A 21,399-nucleotide genomic window follows, 5' to 3' on the forward strand; every position below is an offset into this window, starting at 1 on the left:
CCCTTGAGTAAGGGTATGGTTTTAACTGTGCTAAAAAGAAAGTCAAAAGCCTCAAGTCTAAAAACTTGAGGCTTGCTTATTTTATAACCACTTTGCACATCGCACTACTATATTATTTTATCTGGGCACGGAAAATCAAGATAATTTTACGGATTTACCTATATTCACACCGTAAACCAACGTGGTGCCCCCCTACCCGTGCAGTAAACATGCACTTTTTAATATCTATCGAAATTATTCCGGCAATCATCAGTATTGTGCTGATCCTGGTTCTCAAAACCCCTTTAAAGACCAGTGATAAGTTGCTATTAGCCATCCTTGCTTGTTTCGCGATCAAGTTTTCGCGCGACGAGGTGTCATCACCACCGGCAATCCACTTTTCGGCAGCTTTGCCGGAGCACTCGACATCAGCTCCATTGTAACCTGCCACTGGTATATCAAGTACCTCATTGATATGAACGGGCGCTTTGGCTGGAAGCAACTGAATTATATACCACTCGCGGTGGCAGTAATTGGCTTCATGCTACTATTTTAAGCTTTTTATAAACGGCAGAAATGATATAGAAAAACTGATATAAGGAGAAGAACCATTACTTGTCCTGAAAAAATATTGATCTGGCTTATCGTCGTGATCAAACATGCGTGATGAGGCTGCAGTATATAATCCTCCGCTAACGCCAAGTACCAATTTTTTTGTCACCAGATATTCAAAGGTAGCACCTGACCTGATGTCTATAGTACTATAGATGTTATTTTGCGGTAGTGAAGGTTGATTAAGATTAAAGAAGTAAATATTGCCTCCAAGCTCACTGCCGAAGGTTGCCCAGGCTTTTTTAGAAATCTGTTTTCGTAAAGCGATTCTTGACGGGAAGTCTACATAAAGGTCCAGGTCGGACGCCTGGAATTTATGCCAGTAGCTGATTATTGGAATCACGGGTTCTACAGTAGACGGGTCAATGGTCACAACTACACCTACTGTAAATGAAGAGTACTTACTTCTGCTTATAGGAACAGTAATCAATCCCATATAATTTACCCTTTTAATAGACGAAGCTTCATCCGTTAGCCCTGATACACTTCCCGAATAGTTTATCGGATGATTAAAAATTGAATCTGCCCTGCTGAACGTTGCTGTTAAACCTACCGTTGATTTGTTTACGCTTTGGTCAGTACTTGGAAAAGAGGGACTGAAACTGGTTACATCATCGGTTTCCAAATGGATCTGCTGATAACTGACCGTTCCGGTTATGATGTTTTTGCCCCATTGCGCCAGGGGAATATTAAAATTAGACCGGATACGTTCGATGCCCATCTTTCCCTGATAAAGGTCTTTTCCGTTGAGTTCACCGGTAACTGTTCTGCCGGCTATAAAGTCTGTCGCCAAAAATCCTTGTCTTAGTACAGGATAGCTCTCCGCATATTGCGACAACATCGCCATTTTTATAGAATCAATCATTTTTGCGGTAACTTTCTGTTTGTCAGTTTGAGCGGATGCGGAGAGCGTAAGGAAAAGTGGTAGCAATACCAGGAGATATTTAGTTTTCATATTTGAGTTTTTCATGCCAATTCAGAAATCGGGTCACCGGTTCATCCGGAGATTAAGATTAAACAACCGTTGCGCCTGTTTTTTTGAACAAAGCCGGCAGACCCTATTCTAATTGGCTATATATAATTATTGTTGCAGTTTTAATTACAGGTTTTTCTTACCTGCTTTTTTCTTCGAAAACTTATCTAATAAATGGTCTATAATGAGGTACATGGATGGCACTACAAAAAGTGTCAGCAACATCGAACTGGTTAACCCGCCAATGATTACCCAGGCCATACCGTTTTTTATTTCAGCACCGGCACCTGCAGCTATCGCGATAGGCAGCATACCAAAAATCATCGCCAGCGTAGTCATCAGGATCGGCCTGAGCCTTTCTTTACCCGCTTCAACCAATGCTACTTTAACCGGATGTCCTTCACTTTTTAGGTGATTGGTGAAATCGACTATCAGAATCGCGTTTTTCGATACCAGTCCCAACAGCATGATCAACCCGATCATCGAGAATATATTTAGGGTTTGCATCGTCAGCGCCAGCGCGAGCAAGGCGCCGATCAGTGCTACAGGAATAGAAAAGAGTACTACAAACGGATAAACAGCATTTTCGTATAGCCCTACCATAACCAGGTAAACAAGTACAATAGCGACTACTAAAGCAAAACCTAAACTACCAAAGGCATCCCCCTGGTTTTTTACATCGCCCAGGTATTCAATCGATACACCCTCAGGTAATGTAATCTTGGCTGCTTTGGCTTTAATATCATCTGCCACAGACCCGCTAGGTCGGCCGGCAACATTAGTATTTACGGTTATTGATCCCAATCGGTCAATCCGCTGCAACACCGTTTCTCCTAAGCCTTCGGCCACGTCGGCGAACTGGCTGAGTAAAAATGTCTGCCCGTTATTATTGGTAAACGACAGTTTTTTGACATCATCGATGTTGGAGCGGTCAAAACTATCAAGGCTGATCAGGATCTTATATTCATTGCCTGATTGTTTGAACTTGCTTTTATCGTTGCCGATAAAGGCGTTTTGCAGCGCTGCGCCTACCTGGCTGGCATCAAGCCCTAGCATAGTCATTTTTTGACGGTTAAGGTTGATCTCCACTTGTGGCTTTTGATCCTTTACAGAAAGTTCCACGAAGCGGGTGCCTGGAACAGATGCTACCATTTTTTTATACTCTTCTGCTACCTTACGCACGGCTTTAAGGTCAATACCCTTTATTGCGATTTGTATAGGTGCAGTATTTGCGCCACCAGTGATTGATGTTGGACTTGCTGTGACTTTTGCACCGGGAATTACCTTACTGAGTTGCTCCTGCATCCTGATGCCAAAATCTTCCGCACTTATTTTTCGTTTGCTCTTATCCACCATACTGATGGTGATTTCAGACAGGTTACTGTTATTAGTAGTTCCGGCAACGCTTCCAGTCACAAACCCAATACTGGAAAATTCATGGATGACCTCAGGTTGAGCCATGATTAGCTTTTCTGCCTGTTGTGTAAGTATATTAGTTTGATAAAGCGAAGCAGAAGGAGCCAGTTCCAAACTAATCAACACTTCGCCCTGATCCGTACTGGGCACAAAGGCCCCGCCAATAAATCCGAGTGGGATCAAGGCTATAGCACCAATGATCAGTACAATGACTCCTGACAAGAGATAACGTTTTTTGGCCAGTACGATAGTTAGCAATTTCCCGTAATCTTCTTTAAGTAGATCCAAGAAATGTTCAAAGCCGAGGTTAAGCTTTCCCCAAAGGCTTTTTTCATTCAGTTTTTCTATCTTACCAAATTTGCTGGCCAGTAAAGGAGTAACCGTAAAGGAAACAAACAAGCTCATCAAGGTTGAAAATACAACCACAAGCGAAAACTCCTGAAGCAGGGAACCGATAATTCCACCTGCAAAGGCTATAGGAAGGAACACCACCACGTCGACTAACGTTATCGCAATGGCTGTAAAGCCGATTTCACTACGACCATCCAGCGCAGCTTTCTGTTTATCGGAACCCATTTCCAGGTGCCGATAAATATTTTCCAGTACCACAATGGAATCATCGACGAGGATACCTACGACAAGTGACATCGCCATCAGCGTCATCAGATTTAATGAAAAACCTAATGCGTACATCGCGATAAAGGTTGGAATGATCGATGATGGCAACGCAACCAGCACAAACATGGAGCTTCGGAAACTGTGTAAAAAGGCCAACATTACTACGCCTACGATCAATACTGCAAGACCGAGATCTTCCATTACTGCATCGGCGGACTGGAGTGTATAAATACTTTGATCAGACGCTACCGCAAATTTTAGGTTTTCCGATTTATATTGCCCCTCTATTTCGGTAAACTTTTCCTTCACTTTTTCGCTCACATCAACCGCATTGGCGTCACTTTGCTTCACTATCTGCACGCCGATAGACGGTATGCCATTGATGTGGTTTATAGCGGTAGTTTTCGCAGTCCCATCCACTACTTCGGCAATATCTTTCAGGTAAACGCTTCCTGCATTGGGTTTTTGGAGTACAATCAGGTTACTGATCTGCGCAATAGATACCACATTGGCATCAAATTGAATGGACATCTGCTGATTGCGGGTTTCGATGCTACCGGCAGGAAAAGACTGATTGGCTTTGCTAATCGCGTCGGTTACTTGTGCAATACCAAGCCCATAAGCGTTCAACTTATTCTGGTCAATATTGACCTGTATTTCCCGTTCGTCACCACCGGTAACATTGACCTGTCCAACACCTGGTACGTTCTGTAAAAGTGGTAGTAGTTGTTTGTCTACAAACTCATAAAGGTCGCGGGGGGATTTAGTGGAGGTAATACCCGCTTTTAGAATGGGCGCATCGTCCAGGTTGATCTTATTAACGATGGGCTTGTCAATATTATCGGGCAAATCATTTTGAGCCTGATCAGCTTTACGTTGAATATCACGCTCCGCCTGATCCACGTCTGTACCGCTTTTGAGCTGTACCACTATCTGCGATACGCCTTGTTGCGAAGTTGATGTGATTTGGTCAAGCCCCTCTACAGAAGAAAAAGCGTCTTCCAGTTTTTTGGTAACTGAAGTTTCTACTTCAGCTGCCGCCGCTCCGGGGTAGGTGGTACTTACCGATACGGTAGGCACATCAATTTTGGGAAGCAGGTTGTAATTCAAACTGAAATAAGACTGTATGCCGAATATAAACAGTACGGTAAATATTACAACTATTAATAAGGGCCGTTTAACGGCAATTTCTGTTAGTGACATCGCTGTTGGTTTTATTTGGAAATAATGACCTTTGATCCATCTTTCAGGTTAATCTGCCCGGAGGTTACCACCATATCGCCTGCTTTAATGCCGCTTATAATTTGGATCATACCATTCACCTCAATTCCGGTTTTAACAGGCTTTTGATACACCACATTGTTTTCAACTACAAATACCGAAGCGTCTTTAATGCTTTGAGTTAAAGCATCGCGTGGAATAAGCAAAATATTTTGCGACGTTTTGCGGGAGAAATCGGCATAAACAAAAGTCCCCGAACGTAGCAATGAACTTTCTTTATTATCTGCAATGATCTCAACACTATAGTTATGGGTATCATCGGCTTGTGGACTGATAAAGGTGATCTTGCCGTTAAATACCTGACCGGGATACACATCACTGGTTATCTTTACTTCCTGTCCCGTTTTTACCTGATACACCTCAGTTTCTGTCAAATTTAGCTGTACTTTCGCTTGTGAAAGATTGACGATGGTTGCGATCTGGGTACCTGTATTAGCAAATACGCCATCCTCAACCGGCTTTTCAGCTATTACCCCACTTGTCGGGGCTTTAACTGCCGCGTCCGATATCTGCTTTTTGTTCTGAGCGACCTGGTTTACGGCATCCAAATAATTTTGACGGACCTCATTCACTTTCTCTTGTGTAGCGGCTTGGCCCTGTAATAATTCGGTATAAGTTTGAAGATCACGGCGAAGTTTATCTGCGTTAGTCTCCGACTTTTGAAGGTCCAACTGCATTAAGCGCGTGTCCATCACCGCTAAAATTTGTCCTTGGCTCACATGATCGCCTAGGTTAAAGCGGAGCTGCCGGATGGTTCCTGAAGCTGTAGAAAGCACCTTAGCCTCCTTAAAGGGCGCAACGGCCCCGGTTTTAACCAGGCTAATCACCTCCTGTTGCTCTTTAGCCGCGACAGCCTTAACCGGTATTTGTACCACGGTGTCTTTTGACGGTTGTTCTTTTTTATTTAGCGTGCTTTTATTCGAAGCAAGCCTGAAGACTATTAGTACAATGATGACTAGGATGATCAGGCCGAAAATATATTTACGTTTCATAACTTATAGTGAGGTATAGAAAGATTTAAGGTTACCGGAGGCTTTTTCCAGATCAAGTTTGGCCTGATAAAAGCTGTATAATGAATTGAGATAATTATTTTGAGAGTCTTTGATCGAGTTCCTTGCATCGAGCCAGTCAGTAAGATCGGTCACTCCCTTTTTATATTGGAAATCGGTGGTTCTGAAAACGGACTCAGCCAATTCAATATTGCGCTTGTCGCTCTCCAGGTTACTTTGCGCTTTAACCATTTTTGTTTTCGCACTTTGGTACTCCAAAGCATATTTACCGGAATCCAGTTTGAGGTTCTCGGCAGCATTCAAACTTTTATATTTAGCCTGGCTGTATTGCGCGTTTCTTTTGTAGAAATTGAACAAGGGAATAGAGAGTTTTAATCCAATTGCAGAATAAGGGTTTAGATCATTAAATGAAGGTCCTAAAGTATTTCCAAAACCGACTGCACCATATTTGGCATACCCTGTCAAGGTAGGAAGTCCACCGGCCTTGATTCTTTTTTGGTCAATAACTAAAAGTTTGAAGTTGACCTGGGAAAGTTGGTAATCGGTCCGGTTTTCAGCAGAAAATTCGTCAAAAGCTAAATCGGCAGCTGACGGATTTGAGAGGTTTTGCTGCGCAATGGTATCAACAGGTAATTCAGAGTTGATGGGATAGCCCATATCATATTTTAGCTGGTTCTGTGCCAGTGTCAGACTGCTTTCTGCAACCCTGATCTGAGAAACAGCGTTATTATAATTTACTGTAACCTTGTCCAAGTCTTTTTGCAGGGCAACACCTTTTTTAACCTGCAAAGTTGAAATCTCCATCTGCTTGCGGTAGATCTCCAGATTTCCTTTTAATAGCCGGAGCTGTTCCCGATAAACATAGGTTTGGTAATAGTCATTACCAATGTTGTAGATGATAGTTTCCTGACTCTGTTTGATATTCAGATCCGCCTGTTGCCTACTGTACTTATTAGCCTTAAGCCCTATTAGCAATGATTGGTCATAAATGGTTTGATCAAGTTCAACTAAACCATTGGTATTATATCTTTGCGTAAAAGCTAATTTAAGTGGTGTCGGGCCAAATAAACCCGCTGGGATTACCGATTCCTGCACCCTGATATTATCGTCAAAAGTGCCGGTCACATTCAACGATGGCAGATAAGCAGAAAGCGTTTCTTTCGCTTTCTCATCGGCGGCCTTTTTATCATTATCGTAGACTACACCATTGCGGTTATTTTTGAGGCCGTATTCGATGCAATCCCTTAAATTCCATTGCTGCGGCTGCTGGGCAAGCAAATGAAAGGGAATAAAGCAAACAAGGGCCAGTAACATTTTTTTTTTCATAATCTGTGTCCAGATCCTTCGCATCAATTTTTAAATTGTGCTTTTAAGATCTTGAGCGCAAAATTATCCAACCGTTTTACCGCTATTTAAAATACAGTAATGAAACGGACAAAACTGGCAATGAAATGGACAACAAGCCTTAAATATTTGCCTTCGCAATAAATAGACTTAAAACAAGATTTAATGCGTTACATGTCAACAGGCAAATCGGTCCGTTTCATAAGGCGATTTGTCCACTTCATTTCGTTAATACATTACAATATCCCACAAGTGGATAGTTTTGGGTAATAGGATCATTAAGATTCATGAATATTTACTTTAAAATTCAACACTATGAAAACCAGAAGATTTGGAATGCTGATCGCACTATTATCTACAATTGCAGTTTTATCAGGTTGTTTTCCAATGCATCACCACGGCTCCCAGGGGAATGGCGGTCAGGGTCATGAAAACAATGGACACCATTAAGTAATCATATAAGAAATAGTTCTTAATAAGGCTGTCGCTAATTATTAAAATAAATAACCGTTCCTGTTAAGCCCTGCTACTTGCAGGAATGGTTATTTATTTTTTATTTAATCCCTCAATTAAACTTCAGCATCCACATTCATTGCTCCATCCAATTTAGAAAAAGCCGTGCTTTGATCTTACTAACGATGATCTTTTCGGGTGGTTCGTACTTAGTCTTTACGTACAATTTACGGTTAAAATAATGTTCCACATTTTGAATCGTGTCACGGTTAATAATGAATGCTCTATTTGCTCTGTAAAATTGATGAGGATTTAATAGCTGTTCTAATTGTTCGATGGTGTATTGAACCGAATAACTTTTATCGTCTCTGGTATTGACGTGAACTAATCCGTTCGCCGCATAAACGAATGCGATATCAATGACCTTGATCGGAATGATCTTTTCACGGTAATGGACGAGCAAAGTTTGCTTATAAGTGGTATCCATTTGGACGATCACCTTATTCAGATTGACGGAGTACTGCGAACCAACATTTGATAAGTGATCCTTCAAGTTCATGTATTTTTCTACACTTCTTTGCAATATATCTTCTTCAATAGGTTTCAATAAATAATCAATGCTGTTTGCTTCGAAAGCCCTGATGGCATATTGATCAAACGCCGTACAAAATATTACAGGTGCTTTTGTCTGAACTTCTTGAAAAATCTCAAAGCTTAAACCGTCACCCAGCTGGATGTCCGAGAATATTAATTCCGGCGATGCATTTTCTTTAAGCCATTTTACAGCGGAGGAAACCGAGGTGAGGGTCGCGGCAACATTGATGTCGCTATCAATATTGAGCAACATCCCTTCCAACTCTTTGGCTGTTTTCTTTTCGTCCTCAATGATGATTACTCTCATTTTTCAATAATGGCAAAGTGACAGAAAACATTGATGATGTATTTACAATCTCTACCGGTAATTGTATCAGTAACCTGTAGCGTTCGCGGATGTTTTTTAATCCTGTGCCTGTACCTTCCTCAGGTATATTTTTAGGCTGAGTATTATTCTTTATAACCAATGCTGGAAAATCATTGGTCATAATAGTAATATGTAAGGGCTGCTCGTTAGATATCACGTTATGTTTAATGGCATTTTCAATCAGGAGCTGAAGTGAAAGCGGAGGAATCAATAACTGGAGATATTCATCCGGAATGTTTATGGTCACCTGAAGCGCTTCCTCAAATCGTTCACTCATGATATAAAGATACGACTTGATAAATGCCAACTCGTCTTTTAAAGGAGAAAGATAACTCTCGTTAAAATTAAGTACGTAACGATATACCGCTGCAAGTTGAACAACATAATTTTTTGTCGCTTGATCACCCGCGATCGTTTTTAGCGTGCTGAGGGAGTTAAATAAGAAATGAGGACTGATCTGCTGCTGCAACGACAATAATTGAGCGCGAAGGTGAGCCTGTTCTAATATTTCATTGTCAAGTTTAGCGTTTTGAAGTGCTGAATTCGTATGTACACTATAAAAAACGACATAGCAAATCAAACCAAGGAAAAATGCGCCGGTTAGATGATTAATAATATTTGAGACAGTATCAAATCCGGCACTATGTGAAATGAGATCTGTCTGTGGTAAAATCTGATACAGGAAATAATCCAGGGCAAACCCAGTAATTGTTGCCAAAAAGATGCTTAAAAAATGCTTTGTATAGTTATTATGCAGAGATGTAGTTCGCGTAAGAAAATATCCGTTTATCAACCAACCAATAAAAAGCAGTGCTGTAATATGAATTGCGTAATCGGGAAATTCCCACCATTTCAATGATGAGATTTTTCCCTGGTAAAGAAATAAACTACTTATGGTTAGAATCCCTGTAAGAATAAAAAACCATTTGATATGATAAGTCCTCAACATATACAAATGTATTTCAAAAAAATCGTCAATATGTTATTTGATCTTTCAGGTAGGACAAATCCGCCAATGAAGCGGACAAATTAATTAAACCAGTGCTATTATTTGGATAAACCACACCTAATTGCCTCCAGTTGGCCAATTTTAAAATAACCAACTTTAGTGCTTCGGTGCAGGTCTTTAGGAGATGGCTGTAAATTGGCGAAGTGTGGGTTACAGATTTTGAATTGCTTGCAATGTGTCATTCGATGAATTTTAAGCTGGCAATTCTAAACAGCAGCAAAAAAGTAAAACTATTCCTAAAACAATATTATTTGTAATTAATCTAAATAAGAATAAATTTGCAGAAAATAAAAAAGCCCGGTATGCTGCGTCGAAACTTTACACCGGGCCAATAACAACGATGTGTGAACCATTATCATTTGTACAAATTTATGTATTTTAAACTTACTTATCCACCATCCCAAACACGGATACACACTTTCCTCTTTTTTCTGACGCTGCTTTTTACGACTGGCATCGCATTCGCACAAACCACAGGCACATTAAAAGGTACCGTCAAAACATCAGACGGTAAGCCCGCTGAATTCGTTTCGATCCTGGTCAAAGAAACCAATCAGGGCACATCGGTTAACCAGACTGGGCATTACACCATTAAAAATATCAAACCCGGAACTTATACCGTAATTGCCAGCTTTATCGGTCTCAATACCGAATCAAAACAGGTAACGATTGTATCCGGAAAAACAGAAGTGCTCGATCTGACCTTAACCGAAAACGAAAAGCAACTTGATGAGGTTTATGTAAAATTGTACAAAGCCAATAAATTCCTTAAAAAAGAAACCAACGATATTGCTAAACTGCCTTTAAAAAATTTGGAGAATCCGCAGGTTTACAGCGTGGTAACCAGCGGCCTGATGCAAGAGCAATCGATCACCAATTTTAACGATGCCTATAAGAATATCCCCGGCGCAGGCGTCCCGCTGGTGTATAACAATGGCCGCAGCTCTCTCCTATCGCGTGGTTTTACCACCGAAAATCTGGTGAGGAACGGCATTTCGGGTTTTGATTATAACAGTGTCGATCCGGCCAATATCGAAAAGATTGAAGCAATCAAAGGCCCATCAGGTACATTATTCAGCAGTACGCTGACTTCTTTTGGCGGTTTGTTTAACAGGGTAACTAAAAAACCTTTTGATACATTTAAAGGCGAGGTGAGTTATTCGGCCGGAGGTTTTGATCTGAACCGTTTAACTGCAGATATCAATACCCCGCTCAATGCGGATAAAACGGCCTTATTCCGCGTTAATACCGCCATACACAGCGAACATAGTTTTCAGGATCAGGGATTTACCCGCAGTATCTTTTTTGCGCCAAGTTTCTCTTACAAGATGAATGATCGTTTGGATATTCAGCTAGATGCCGAAATTAGTGATTATGATGCCACATCAGCTTATCGTTTTGCACCATTTGTGGGCGCAACCAGTAAGGTGCATAGTATTACAGACCTGGGTATACCTTATAAACTATCCTTTATCAATAACAGCCTGGATTATAACAGCCAGCAGTTCGATCTTTTTGGCGTGATAAATTATAAATTATCGGATCATTGGAAATCACAAACTGCTTTTGCCAGAACGTTTTCAACCACCAAAGGCTATGTAACACAATTGACCGGCGTAACCGACACCACCCTAAAACAGAGCTTGCAAAAAGAGGATTTCCCTTATTACGGTACCGATGTGCAGGAAAACGTTATAGGCGATATTAAAGTGGTCGGTTTACGCAATCGTGTGGTGATCGGTATTGATGTTTACAACCAGAAAAGTAACCGCGATTATGCTACGGCTACCATGCCAGCCATCAATTTCCAGCACCCGGGCGTCGCTTACAATACCTATAACGTAGATAAAGTAAACGCAATGCTGGCAACTGCAACTTATACGTATTATCAAACCAACCAAACCATCTATGCCGCTTACGCATCGGATGTGATCAATTTTACCGACCAGTTAAGCGCGATGGCCAGCTTGCGCCTGGATAGGATAGATAACAAGGGTACTTATACCCCAAGCGCGAATACCACGATTGGCAATTTCGGGCAAACCGCCTTATCGCCCAAATTCGGGCTGGTATACCAGGTAATTAAAGACCAGATTTCCTTGTTCGGTAATTATATGAACGGTTTTAGTAATGTGGCAGGTACCGATATTAATGGTACAACCTTTAAACCGCAATATGCCAACCAATGGGAAAGCGGTGTGAAACTTGACATCTGGGATCATAAGATCAGTTCGACGATCAGCTACTACGATATTTCCGTTACCAATACCATACGGCCAAATCCGGCTAATGCCGCTTTCAACATCCAGGATGGTACGCAATTAAGTAAAGGTGTAGAAGCTGAGCTGATTGCCAACCCCATAACAGGCCTCAACATTATTGCAGGCTATGCTTATAATAACAGTGTTTACACAGCCGGCGACCCAACTATTGTTGGCCTTCGTCCCGCAGTTTCCGGGCCGGATAAAATGGCTAATTTATGGATGAGCTATCAGTTTATGGACGGAAAGGCCAAAGGCTTAGGTTTCGGAATTGGCGGCAACCATGGCAGCCGGTCGTACCAGACCAATACCACCACAGCTGTATTCACTATACCTGCTTATACCCTGATCGATGCTGCAGCATTTTATGATCAACCGAAATATCGGTTTAGTTTGAAAGCAGATAACCTGACGAACCAGCAATACTGGTCGTTCCGCTTGGCACCACAGAATCCGGCGCGTGTTACGGCCAGCATGAGCATTAAATTTTAACCCCAAAATAGTATATCAATACAATGGCAACCAAACACATTACCCTTAAATACCTGATCAGGCAACTTCACTTAATTTTAGGCCTGGCAAGCGGCCTGGTCGTTGTTATTGTTGCCCTAACAGGTTCTTTATATGTATTTGAGCAAGAAGGCCGCGAACTCTTCCAGCACGATTTTTACCATGTACAGCAGGTAGGGCATGTCCGGTTACCTTTAACGCAAATGACAGATACGCTTAAAAGCTATTATCCAAAGGATAAGATCAAAAGTATCCGGTTTAAAGAAGATAAAGATGCCGCCATTATTTTTTATATTAAGAAGGACAGAGCCATCAGTGTTGACCCTTATACTTCAAAAATTATCGGGGTAAAGGATCTTAATCACGATTTTTTTGAAATTGATGAGGATATCCATAAGCACCTGTTATTGGGTGATGTGGGTTCGGTGATCATCAAATGCAATGTGCTCATCTTTCTGGTGATGTGTATCAGCGGGCTCATCTTATGGTGGCCCAAACAGCGTCGTTTCTTCAAAAAGGCCATCACCATCAACTTCAAAACAAAAAACTGGAAGTTGTTGAATTGGGAACTACACAGCGTATTGGGTTTTTACACACTGATCGTTCTGTTGACGATCTCGATGACGGGGATATTCTTTGTTTATGATTCGGCTAAAAGCACCGTCGCTTTTTTGACCGGCCAGCCCATACCCAAAAAAGAAAAGAAACTCAAATCGAAACCAAAGAAAGATAAAATTTATAGCATCGACGAAGCTTATGCCGTCATGGCTTCCGCCAATCCTGGTGCGAGTGAAACTTTTATTACCCCTCCGGCAGACAGCATCGGGACTATTCGCATACTGATGCGCTACCCATCCACGATCGTACGGAACCAAAGCAGCCTGTATTTTAACCAATATACCGGTAAAGTGCTAAAAACGGATCGTTACCAGGATTATACGGCTTATGACAAAGTGGCCCAAAGCAACCGAAATATCCATATCGGCAATTTCGGATTGGGTATCGGCGGTAAAATCATCTGGTTTCTATCGGGATTAACGGCGGCATCTTTACCCATTACCGGGTTTATGGTCTGGCTGGGCCGAAACCGTAAAAAGAAACGTACCCTTACTAATTCATCCATCAAATAAAAAAGCACTTTTACTTTTTTCTCGTTTTGCTGGCCATAGCCGTTAGCATGTATGCCCAATCTAAACCGGATAAGTACCGATTGGTTTAATCGCCGACATATTTTTTAGCTTGCCAATGAAACCTGAGCCTTTCGTATCTCTCTTCTCAGACTTAACTTGTGTCCATTTTCGCCATAAGCAGGGGTGAATCTCTTGTTGATGGTACCACTTTTGCACCGGGAACGAAATTTGCTGCCGTTACATCATTAGTTATTCCTTTAAATAATACATCTGTTTCTCAGGTTGTACTTCGGCAGGCACATTGGGTCTGGTAGGTCAGGCCGTAATCTTTGACATGCTTCTTTTCATTCTTTCCCAATTCCATATAAATATCTTCTTCGATTTTTACAATGCACACATTTTCTTTGAATTGTAAAGTTTGAACACATATATGTTAAATTTTCAAAATCTAATCAGAATTGAACATTTAACATATGAAAATTATGTATTGGGCATCCATTGTTATTTCCCCTACTTTTAGTGGTGTTTTGTGCTATTTAGTGTTGTTTAGTATTAAATAGTTACAATGGATTCTTCCGGATTTAAAAACGAGAAGCAATTGGCGTTTTGAGTAACAAATAAGCACCCAAAAAAATAGCTTTCAGTTACAAACACGTTAATATACCAATCGGTTTTATTTATAACTATCTGAAAATCTGATATTTATAAATAAAAATTAGTGATTTAACTTTCTTTATATTTTTTATAAATATTTGATAATCAATCATTTATAATAGATATTTACCTGTAAATAATAGAAAAAGCCGGGCTAGCCCGGCTTTTTCTATTTCATAACCACAACTGGTTAAAGTTTACAAACTTCGACCTAAAATATTGTATACAATTTGTTTGAACAAAAAACATTCAGACTTCCATCTAAAGCCTTTTAACTTAAAAGAAGTGATTCTTAGGCTACCAAACTCAAACCCTTTTATAGCTGATTTTGTATTGCGCTGCGGAGTCGTAGAAACAAACATGGTTCGACAATAACATACTGAAAAACACGTAATTATACTTTTAAAAAAAACGTTAAAATACGGTCAAAATAGCGTAGGAATACTCGCAACTATTGTTCTACCGGGCTGTAGATTTATCTTATAAAATTTAACTTAAAATCTACATCATCATGGGAAAAAAAATCGTAACATCCGCAGAGAACCTGGCATTGTTAGATCTTATCATTGCCAAAAAAAGAGAGGGACGAATTGACGAAGACTACATCGTTAACGTTGGCCGTACTTTCATTATTATTATTGAAGGATTTACCGAAGGTGGTTTCCACCACGTTCAGGATATTCCTGTAGAAAGTGTACTGGACAAAGTTTCAAATGCCGTTACAAAGGTACTGAAAGACGCGAGCGTAGAACAGCTTGTTGAATTGCGCGAAAGCATTGGAACAAGGTAAAAAAAGCCATGCGGGCAGTTCAAAGAAAGCGTAGTCCGATTCTTTGAACTGTTTTATAGCGAAACAAAAAACATAATTGTTTAATCCTTAAAACAGGGCAAAATGATACTATATTTTATAAGCGTATTTTACATAGGTTGGCTTATACTTACCTGTGCCAATCAACCCGTTTTTAAATCCAACAAATGGATAAGCCATCACGATCTGTTTCGCCTGGTACCAGTTTGGACATTTTTTGCACCTAATCCTGGTGTCTCAGATTTCAACTTGCTGTCGCGGGTAAAACTGGAGGACGGTACTATAACAACTTTCCAGGAAATCCCATTGCGAAGCAAAAAGGAACTCAGCACAGCCTTATTTAATCCGGAGCGCCGCCTGCAAAAAGCGCTGAATGATCATGCCCGTACTATCCTGATGCAAATTGATAATGAGATAACCGAACAGAATAAAGAAAATATTAAGCTTACTTTCAGTTATATCAGCGTGTTAAATTATTGTGCCAAATTGCCCCTTGCCCCCCGGGCATATGCTATTCAGTTCATTATATTAGAATCTTTCGGCTATCAGGAGTTAATGGAGCCACGTTTAATTTTAAACTCTGATTTTCATAGATTATGAGTACCCTGTTAAAATTCTCCGAAGCCCCTTTTGTTTGTGCTTGCGTGATCAGGCTTTTATGTATAGCCATATTTTTAACTGCGCTTGAATATATAATGATCATACGCCAGTTTGCCGATGACGGCATTTACTCCTGGAAAATGATAAAACTCCGCACAGCCCACAGCATACGTAAGCTCAGCCCCGAAATACTTTTTAACAAACCAGGCGTATTGACAATTATGGCCCTCAGGATAGGTAGTAGTATCTACCTTCTTATCGACCCCATATCGCCTGTAACTGTATATATTTTAGCCATTGTTGTGACAACTTCATTGCTTCTGGCTGTCCGCAACCCTATCGGTGGCGACGGCGCAGACCAAATGTCGGCTATCACCAGTATTGCGTTGCTTATAACTTTTATTTTTCGTGACCCTAAAATAACTGCTGTAAGTTTATATTTTATTGCCGCGCAATCTATTATTTCGTACGTAATCGCCGGAACTGCAAAGATGCTTTCGAAAAAATGGCGAAGCGGAGCAGCAGTTTTTCAAATAATGAACACCGAATCATATGGCTCAGAACGTATCGCCTTGTACCTGCATCGTTCGTCGCCAGTGGTTAGCGCGGTGTTATCGTGGAATGTAATGCTGGTTGAGGGTTTGTTTTTTACTGTGGTTATCCTGCCCTATCCCTATTGTCTTGTCTTTCTTGCCTGGGGGCTTTTTTTTCATGCTTATAATGCTGTTGTTATGGGCCTCAACAATTTTTTCTGGGTATTTCTATCCACTTATCCTGCCATAATATATGCAAATATCGCATTGCACCATTATTGGGGATTTTAGTAACGATACTCATTAGAAATTCCGAGTTTTAAGATGATCTTCCTGAATTAACGGGGATAGTTATGTTAGTTGAGGAAAAACCCTCACTCTATTACATTAAATATTGCATATAGGTGTGGTGTACCATAAAGCTCCATCTTTAGCTTTGGGAAATAATATCCCATTCCTCTATTCCAAATGTATTTTGGATAGACTTCAACAATATCTTTTTCATAGTTCACTTTTCGCTCTGCAGTTTCAAGTTCCTTATATCTACCTCCGGTAAAAACCTTTTCAATACTATACTTTTTATGAACCATAAAAATGGTATTAAGGCACATCATAATATTAATATGGTCGCTATCTGAAATTGCCTGCAATTCTTTTGTCCTGAGAAGTTCAGTGGCCCTATCAACCCGATGATTAAATTCGATTAAACTAATTGTTTTGGATGAATCTATATTAAAACTCTTATCTATATTTTGCCCAAAGCATTGGTTAGATAGCAAAAAGCCAATTCCCATCAAATACAATACAACATATTTTCTAATTGAATGCATTACCAGCTTTATTTTAGACACTATAACTAACTAATTGGCTTAGTAGTATTTTTCAATTTTAACTATAGCAAAGCATTCTTTAACATTGCTTTATAGTTTTGCTATAAATATATAACTATTTGATTACTAAATAGTTATAACCATTGAGTAACAAATCAGCAACAAAAAATTTGATCTATTTTTAGTACAATTTTAGCCTTTTTAGGTATAAAAAAAACAAATGGCATTGATCACTCTTCACCGGTTTACTTTCATCTCCTAAGAAACTGAATTTAAATACTAAAAGTGGTCATTTTAAAATTGGCCATCTGGGGGGGATCAGGTGTATTTTATTCACATGAAATTGAACAAAGATTTAATCAAATAACATACAAATTTTAATATTTTAGTAGATTTTAAATAATCAATAATAAGCAATAATAAACAAATAAAAACAACAATAATTAACAATGAAAAATAATAAATAAAAAATATATTTACAATATATTTTTTATTATACGAACCTGTTATAAAACACATTTTAAAAGGTATTGGATAAATTATATTGTTCCATCTTCGTCAATTTTGATTTGACCATTGTTGTTACTGATTGGATATTCAAGGCTTAATCATGGGCCATTATTGGCTAATAAGCGGATTTTAAAAGAGTAATCTTAATATGATGGTATGGTAAAATAGAAAGAGCTTCCTATACCTATCTTACTTTCAAACCATAAAGTACCATTGTTTTTTTCTACAAGTTCCTTACACAATAGAAGACCGAGCCCGCTTCCTTTTTCGCTGGCTGTGCCAAAAGTTGTGTAGGACGAAAGCTTGTCAAATATCTTTGCCTGCGCTTCTTCCGGAATGCCTTTCCCGTTATCTTTTACCGTTATCACTGTTGATAATTCTTTTTTTTCAGCGCCAATGGTAACAAGATCACCCTCTTTTGAAAACTTCACGGCATTCTCCACCAAATTCCTGATCACGATATCAATCATTGTTTCGTCTCCGTAAACAGTTTCAGATCCAATTATTTCTGCACCAGTTACGATCACTTTCTTCTCAGCAGCCCGTGCGTTGAGCAGCCTAATATTTTGCTCAATTACCTTTTGCACATCAAAGTTGGCTGGATTGGTGTGGATGCCATCCATCTGACTTTTTGCCCAATACAGTAGGTTTTCAACCAAATGTGAGGTTATTGTAAGATGTTCGCTTATTTTCTCAATCCAAAAATCTCTTTCCTCTTCTGATAAATCTTTTTCTTTTATCATACCCATCATTTGACTGATTGTATGAATCGGCCCTCTCAGATCATGTCCTATAATAGAAAACAGCCGATCCTTAACCTGGACCAGTTCTTCCAGGCGGAGTTTTTGTGCTGATATATTTTTATTTTGCAGGACCAATTGCTCACTAAGCCTCCTTTTTTGTGTATAGTTTCTGAAAAGAACAAAAGATATTATCAATAAAAGAATAGCACCAGCTGTTAGTATATCTCTTTTAAATTTTATTTTTTCCAGTTCTTTTTGACTTATAATTTTATCCTTATTCAACAAGTCTATTTGCTCTTGCTTTTTATCCAGCTCATAGGTTGACTGTATATTCCTGATAGCTTTTTGTTTTTCTGCAGTATTCAAGCTATCGTTTAATTCAACTTCAAGGTTCCTGTAATAGAGTGCCTGTTTATAATTGCCTGTCTTTTTATGCGTTAAGTATAATACATGATAGGCTTTGGTGATGAGTTCAACAATAGCTAATTTTTTGCTTTCCTCCAGACCTTTTTGCGCATACCGCATACCCGAATCATATTTACCGGTATAGTATGAAGTAAGTGCAAGGCTGGTATGACAGTAAGCAACATCTTCATCATCGCCTGCTCTTTGCGCAATATCAATGGCCTCATAAAGGTAAATCTGCGCTTGTGCGTAGTTTTTTTTGGCAATGTAGCTTTCACCAATATTATATAATGCCGTAGCAATACTGCTTGGGTCTTTTACTCTTTTTGCTATAATTAAAGCCCGGGAATTATAAGCGATGGCAGAATCCGGCTGACCTTTGTATTTAAATATTTCTCCAATGTTTACCAGTAAGCAATAGCTAGCAAAGCCTGTAGGATCGTGCTGTTTTAAGGCTATTTTATAAGCTTGCTGATAATAATAAAGCGCCTTGGCATAATCATCCATCTTGGCATATACAATACCAATATTATTATATTCATTCCCCGATAGACTTTCCATTCCTGATTTCTCACTGATCCGGAGGCTCTGAAAATGACATTCCAGTGCTTCAGGAAACTTACCCTTGGACACCAGGACTACGCCTTTAGAAAGATATGCCAGCGCAATACCTTTTTCGAAATGAATTTTCTGTGCAAGGTCAAGTGATTTTTGTGCCATTAACAGCGCACTGTCGGCATTTTTATTCCAATATAACTTGGATATAGCGTAATAGACATTTACGCTGTCAGTATCATGCTTAGCCGTATTAAGTTTCTCAAAAAAAACCTTGATATGGTTGGTTTGTGCCTGGCAGGAGAATACGCATGTAAAAGTCAGTACACCATATATAATAATCCACTGCACATAAAGATACAGCTTGTGCATAAATAAAAGTTTCCTCATACAGGTATTGTGTTAATTAGGTCAGCTTAAATAAGCAATAATTAATAAACTGTTTATTTTAATATTAAAATATCTGTAAAAAATCGCTTAAGTTACCCGAGGGTAATCGACTATGCTCACTACTTCAAGGATTTTTTCATCCAGCCTTTTTACAGCTACCTGTAACATTGTCAGATATTCTTTTGTAACCAGGTAATTCTCTTCCTCAATCAGGTTCAATAAGCCAAGAATAGTAGTCACCGGACCGCGATAATCATGTGATTGGATTTTAGCAATTTTTTGAAGTCGCTGACGCTGTTCCTGTATTTTTTCCTCATTTAACTTCCGCTCATCAATGTTCCGGGCTACAAAAGAAACCCCTATTATCTCTCCGCCATTATTACTGACCGGTTCAAAAGTACAATCCCACCATACCTTACCCTTAACTCCATAATCCGCCAGCCATTCCTGTTGAATCTTTTCGCCTTTTAAGGCACAGTGATAGTTTGAAATAAAAATATCTTTATAAGCAGAATATAAATAATCGGGTAAAAAGTACCCGTATGTTAATTTTTCACCATATTTATCTTCTACAAGATTATATGCGGCCCTGTTAAAGTCGATAATCTCTCCCGCCTTACCTAACAAAAAATAAGCATCAGTTAAACTTTCAAACATGGAGCGAAGCCTGATTTCATTGTTGAGGTTGTTTTCCTGCTCTTGGTTTTTTAATTTGTCAAAGCTTTTATTCAGCTTTTCAAGGCTTAGCTTTATCCCAATAATACCGATTGCATGTTTGGCTAATATTTTTAATGTTAATTTTTGCTGCGTTGTTAGTAAATGGGGCTTATTGTCAATAACTCCTATTGTTCCCACGCAGCGTCCGTCATGGGTAATAAGCGGGGCATCCGCGTAAAATCTTATACCCGGCTTATCCACTACAAGAGGATGAGTATTAAAGCGCGCATCTTCAAGTGCATCCTTAACAACAAACAGACTCTTGTGTTTAATGGTCTGCATAGAAAAGAAAAAGAACAACTCGAGGGGGTTATTCGGCGCGATATCTATTCCTTTTTTTACTTCGATCCAATATGTATTCTTATCCATTAAGGTTATACATGCAACAGGAGTATTGCAAAGTTTTGCCGCAAATTCTACTGTTTGCTGCAACTCCTTGTTGTATTCCAACTCTAAGTTCTCAAATTGCTCTACAATCTGAAGGTGCAGGTCTTTATTCATTAATATAAATTATTAAACGGGCTTGCTTTAAAACAACAAACTTCCGATATGGTAAAAAAAGATTAATTATTTAAAACTATGATAGGCAATCATTCATTTTTAATGTAAAAAACACAATTATTAAGATTTATTTGAAGAAAAATTCGAAATAATTTCAGCATTTAAAGCAACTGATCAGGAGATGGTGAGAGATCCCCATTTCAAGGCAAAGCTCCCGGATTTTCATCCAGAGGCTTTGCCTTTTCTGAATATTTAAAAACTATAGCTTTATAAATGTACCCTGACCTATAATACTGTTATTACTGTTATTGAACACTTTCACAATATAAGTACCCGGAATAAGACTGCTTTCATCAGTTTGCCAGGTTGTGTCTGCTGAAGTCACATCCTGAATCACTACCCCTGCCATATTATAAATTTTGATGGCATAGCTTTTTGGTGTAGTTCCAGACGCTGTTGACGAACTAATCGGATCAACAATAGACACATTTAAAATACTCTTACATGGATTTGGATAAATACCGATGCGTGTAGCTTGCAAGTTATTGCCGGTATTGCCATACATTATAGTAACCACATTTGAGTAGGTTATACCT

17 protein-coding genes are annotated in these 21,399 nt (G+C 39.3%); 7 read left to right on the forward strand and 10 right to left on the reverse strand.

From position 1 onward, the window contains the following. Positions 1-209: 209 nt before the first annotated feature. Positions 210-422, forward strand: coding sequence for a hypothetical protein (locus JN11_RS21785; RefSeq protein WP_144916118.1), 213 nt, complete (start codon positions 210-212; stop codon positions 420-422). A gap of 104 nt (positions 423-526) precedes the next feature. Here the strand turns inward: JN11_RS21785 and JN11_RS21790 are convergent, their stop codons facing one another. The 4 genes from JN11_RS21790 to JN11_RS21805 all read right to left on the reverse strand — a co-directional run bounded on the left by JN11_RS21790 (position 527) and on the right by JN11_RS21805 (position 7,215). Continuing rightward, positions 527-1,546 (reverse strand): hypothetical protein, encoded by a 1,020-nt coding sequence (locus tag JN11_RS21790; RefSeq protein ID WP_144916120.1) that lies wholly within the window; start codon positions 1,544-1,546, stop codon positions 527-529. 144 nt (positions 1,547-1,690) lie between these two features. Further along, a complete protein-coding gene (locus tag JN11_RS21795) occupies positions 1,691-4,801 on the reverse strand; it encodes an efflux RND transporter permease subunit (protein ID WP_144916122.1) in 3,111 nt (1,036 codons plus the stop codon). Between the two features lie 11 nt (positions 4,802-4,812). Beyond that, on the reverse strand, positions 4,813-5,871 hold the full coding sequence (locus JN11_RS21800; RefSeq protein ID WP_144916123.1) for an efflux RND transporter periplasmic adaptor subunit: 1,059 nt from the start codon (positions 5,869-5,871) through the stop codon (positions 4,813-4,815). A 3-nt stretch (positions 5,872-5,874) separates the two neighbouring features. Continuing rightward, the gene (locus JN11_RS21805; RefSeq protein WP_144916125.1) at positions 5,875-7,215 is read right to left on the reverse strand and encodes a TolC family protein; all 1,341 of its coding nucleotides are present in this window, start codon (positions 7,213-7,215) and stop codon (positions 5,875-5,877) included. Positions 7,216-7,548: 333 nt separating this feature from the next. Here JN11_RS21805 and JN11_RS24880 point away from each other — a divergent pair, with 333 nt between their 5' ends. Then, the gene (locus JN11_RS24880) at positions 7,549-7,683 is read left to right on the forward strand and encodes a hypothetical protein (RefSeq protein WP_262713303.1); all 135 of its coding nucleotides are present in this window, start codon (positions 7,549-7,551) and stop codon (positions 7,681-7,683) included. A gap of 139 nt (positions 7,684-7,822) precedes the next feature. On the opposite strand, the gene JN11_RS21810 is transcribed toward JN11_RS24880, so the two are convergent. Together JN11_RS21810 and JN11_RS21815 are read right to left on the reverse strand one after the other, a co-directional pair. Further along, positions 7,823-8,587, reverse strand: a complete 765-nt coding sequence (locus tag JN11_RS21810; protein WP_144916127.1) for a LytR/AlgR family response regulator transcription factor — start codon at positions 8,585-8,587, stop codon at positions 7,823-7,825. Then, on the reverse strand, positions 8,568-9,503 hold the full coding sequence (locus tag JN11_RS21815) for a sensor histidine kinase (RefSeq protein WP_246139072.1): 936 nt from the start codon (positions 9,501-9,503) through the stop codon (positions 8,568-8,570). Before JN11_RS21815 ends, JN11_RS21810 begins: the two co-directional genes overlap by 20 nt. Positions 9,504-10,027: 524 nt before the next feature. On the opposite strand from JN11_RS21815, the gene JN11_RS21820 reads away from it, so the two are divergent. The 5 genes from JN11_RS21820 to JN11_RS21840 all read left to right on the forward strand — a co-directional run bounded on the left by JN11_RS21820 (position 10,028) and on the right by JN11_RS21840 (position 16,443). Next, the gene (locus tag JN11_RS21820) at positions 10,028-12,409 is read left to right on the forward strand and encodes a TonB-dependent receptor (RefSeq protein ID WP_144916130.1); all 2,382 of its coding nucleotides are present in this window, start codon (positions 10,028-10,030) and stop codon (positions 12,407-12,409) included. 23 nt (positions 12,410-12,432) lie between these two features. After that, entirely contained in the window at positions 12,433-13,557 is a 1,125-nt protein-coding gene (locus JN11_RS21825) for a PepSY-associated TM helix domain-containing protein (protein ID WP_144916132.1), read from the forward strand. Positions 13,558-14,722: 1,165 nt separating this feature from the next. Next, on the forward strand, positions 14,723-15,001 hold the full coding sequence (locus tag JN11_RS21830; protein ID WP_144916134.1) for a hypothetical protein: 279 nt from the start codon (positions 14,723-14,725) through the stop codon (positions 14,999-15,001). A gap of 102 nt (positions 15,002-15,103) precedes the next feature. Continuing rightward, positions 15,104-15,619, forward strand: coding sequence for a hypothetical protein (locus tag JN11_RS21835; protein WP_144916135.1), 516 nt, complete (start codon positions 15,104-15,106; stop codon positions 15,617-15,619). Continuing rightward, positions 15,616-16,443 carry a hypothetical protein gene (locus JN11_RS21840; protein ID WP_144916137.1) on the forward strand — a complete coding sequence of 276 codons (828 nt, stop codon included), beginning with the start codon at positions 15,616-15,618 and terminating at the stop codon, positions 16,441-16,443. Before JN11_RS21835 ends, JN11_RS21840 begins: the two co-directional genes overlap by 4 nt. 83 nt (positions 16,444-16,526) lie before the next feature. Here the strand turns inward: JN11_RS21840 and JN11_RS21845 are convergent, their stop codons facing one another. The 4 genes from JN11_RS21845 to JN11_RS21860 form a co-directional block, all read right to left on the reverse strand. Further along, on the reverse strand, positions 16,527-16,982 hold the full coding sequence (locus JN11_RS21845) for a hypothetical protein (RefSeq protein ID WP_144916139.1): 456 nt from the start codon (positions 16,980-16,982) through the stop codon (positions 16,527-16,529). 653 nt (positions 16,983-17,635) lie between these two features. Then, positions 17,636-19,585 carry a tetratricopeptide repeat-containing sensor histidine kinase gene (locus JN11_RS21850; protein ID WP_144916140.1) on the reverse strand — a complete coding sequence of 650 codons (1,950 nt, stop codon included), beginning with the start codon at positions 19,583-19,585 and terminating at the stop codon, positions 17,636-17,638. 87 nt (positions 19,586-19,672) lie between these two features. Next, positions 19,673-20,803, reverse strand: coding sequence for a GAF domain-containing protein (locus tag JN11_RS21855; protein ID WP_144916142.1), 1,131 nt, complete (start codon positions 20,801-20,803; stop codon positions 19,673-19,675). A 259-nt stretch (positions 20,804-21,062) separates the two neighbouring features. Next, positions 21,063-21,399 (reverse strand): T9SS type A sorting domain-containing protein (locus JN11_RS21860; RefSeq protein WP_144914892.1); only part of this gene is annotated, 337 nt, incomplete at its 5' end.

This window comes from Mucilaginibacter frigoritolerans, assembly GCF_007830615.1.
Classification (GTDB): Bacteria; Bacteroidota; Bacteroidia; order Sphingobacteriales; family Sphingobacteriaceae; genus Mucilaginibacter; species Mucilaginibacter frigoritolerans.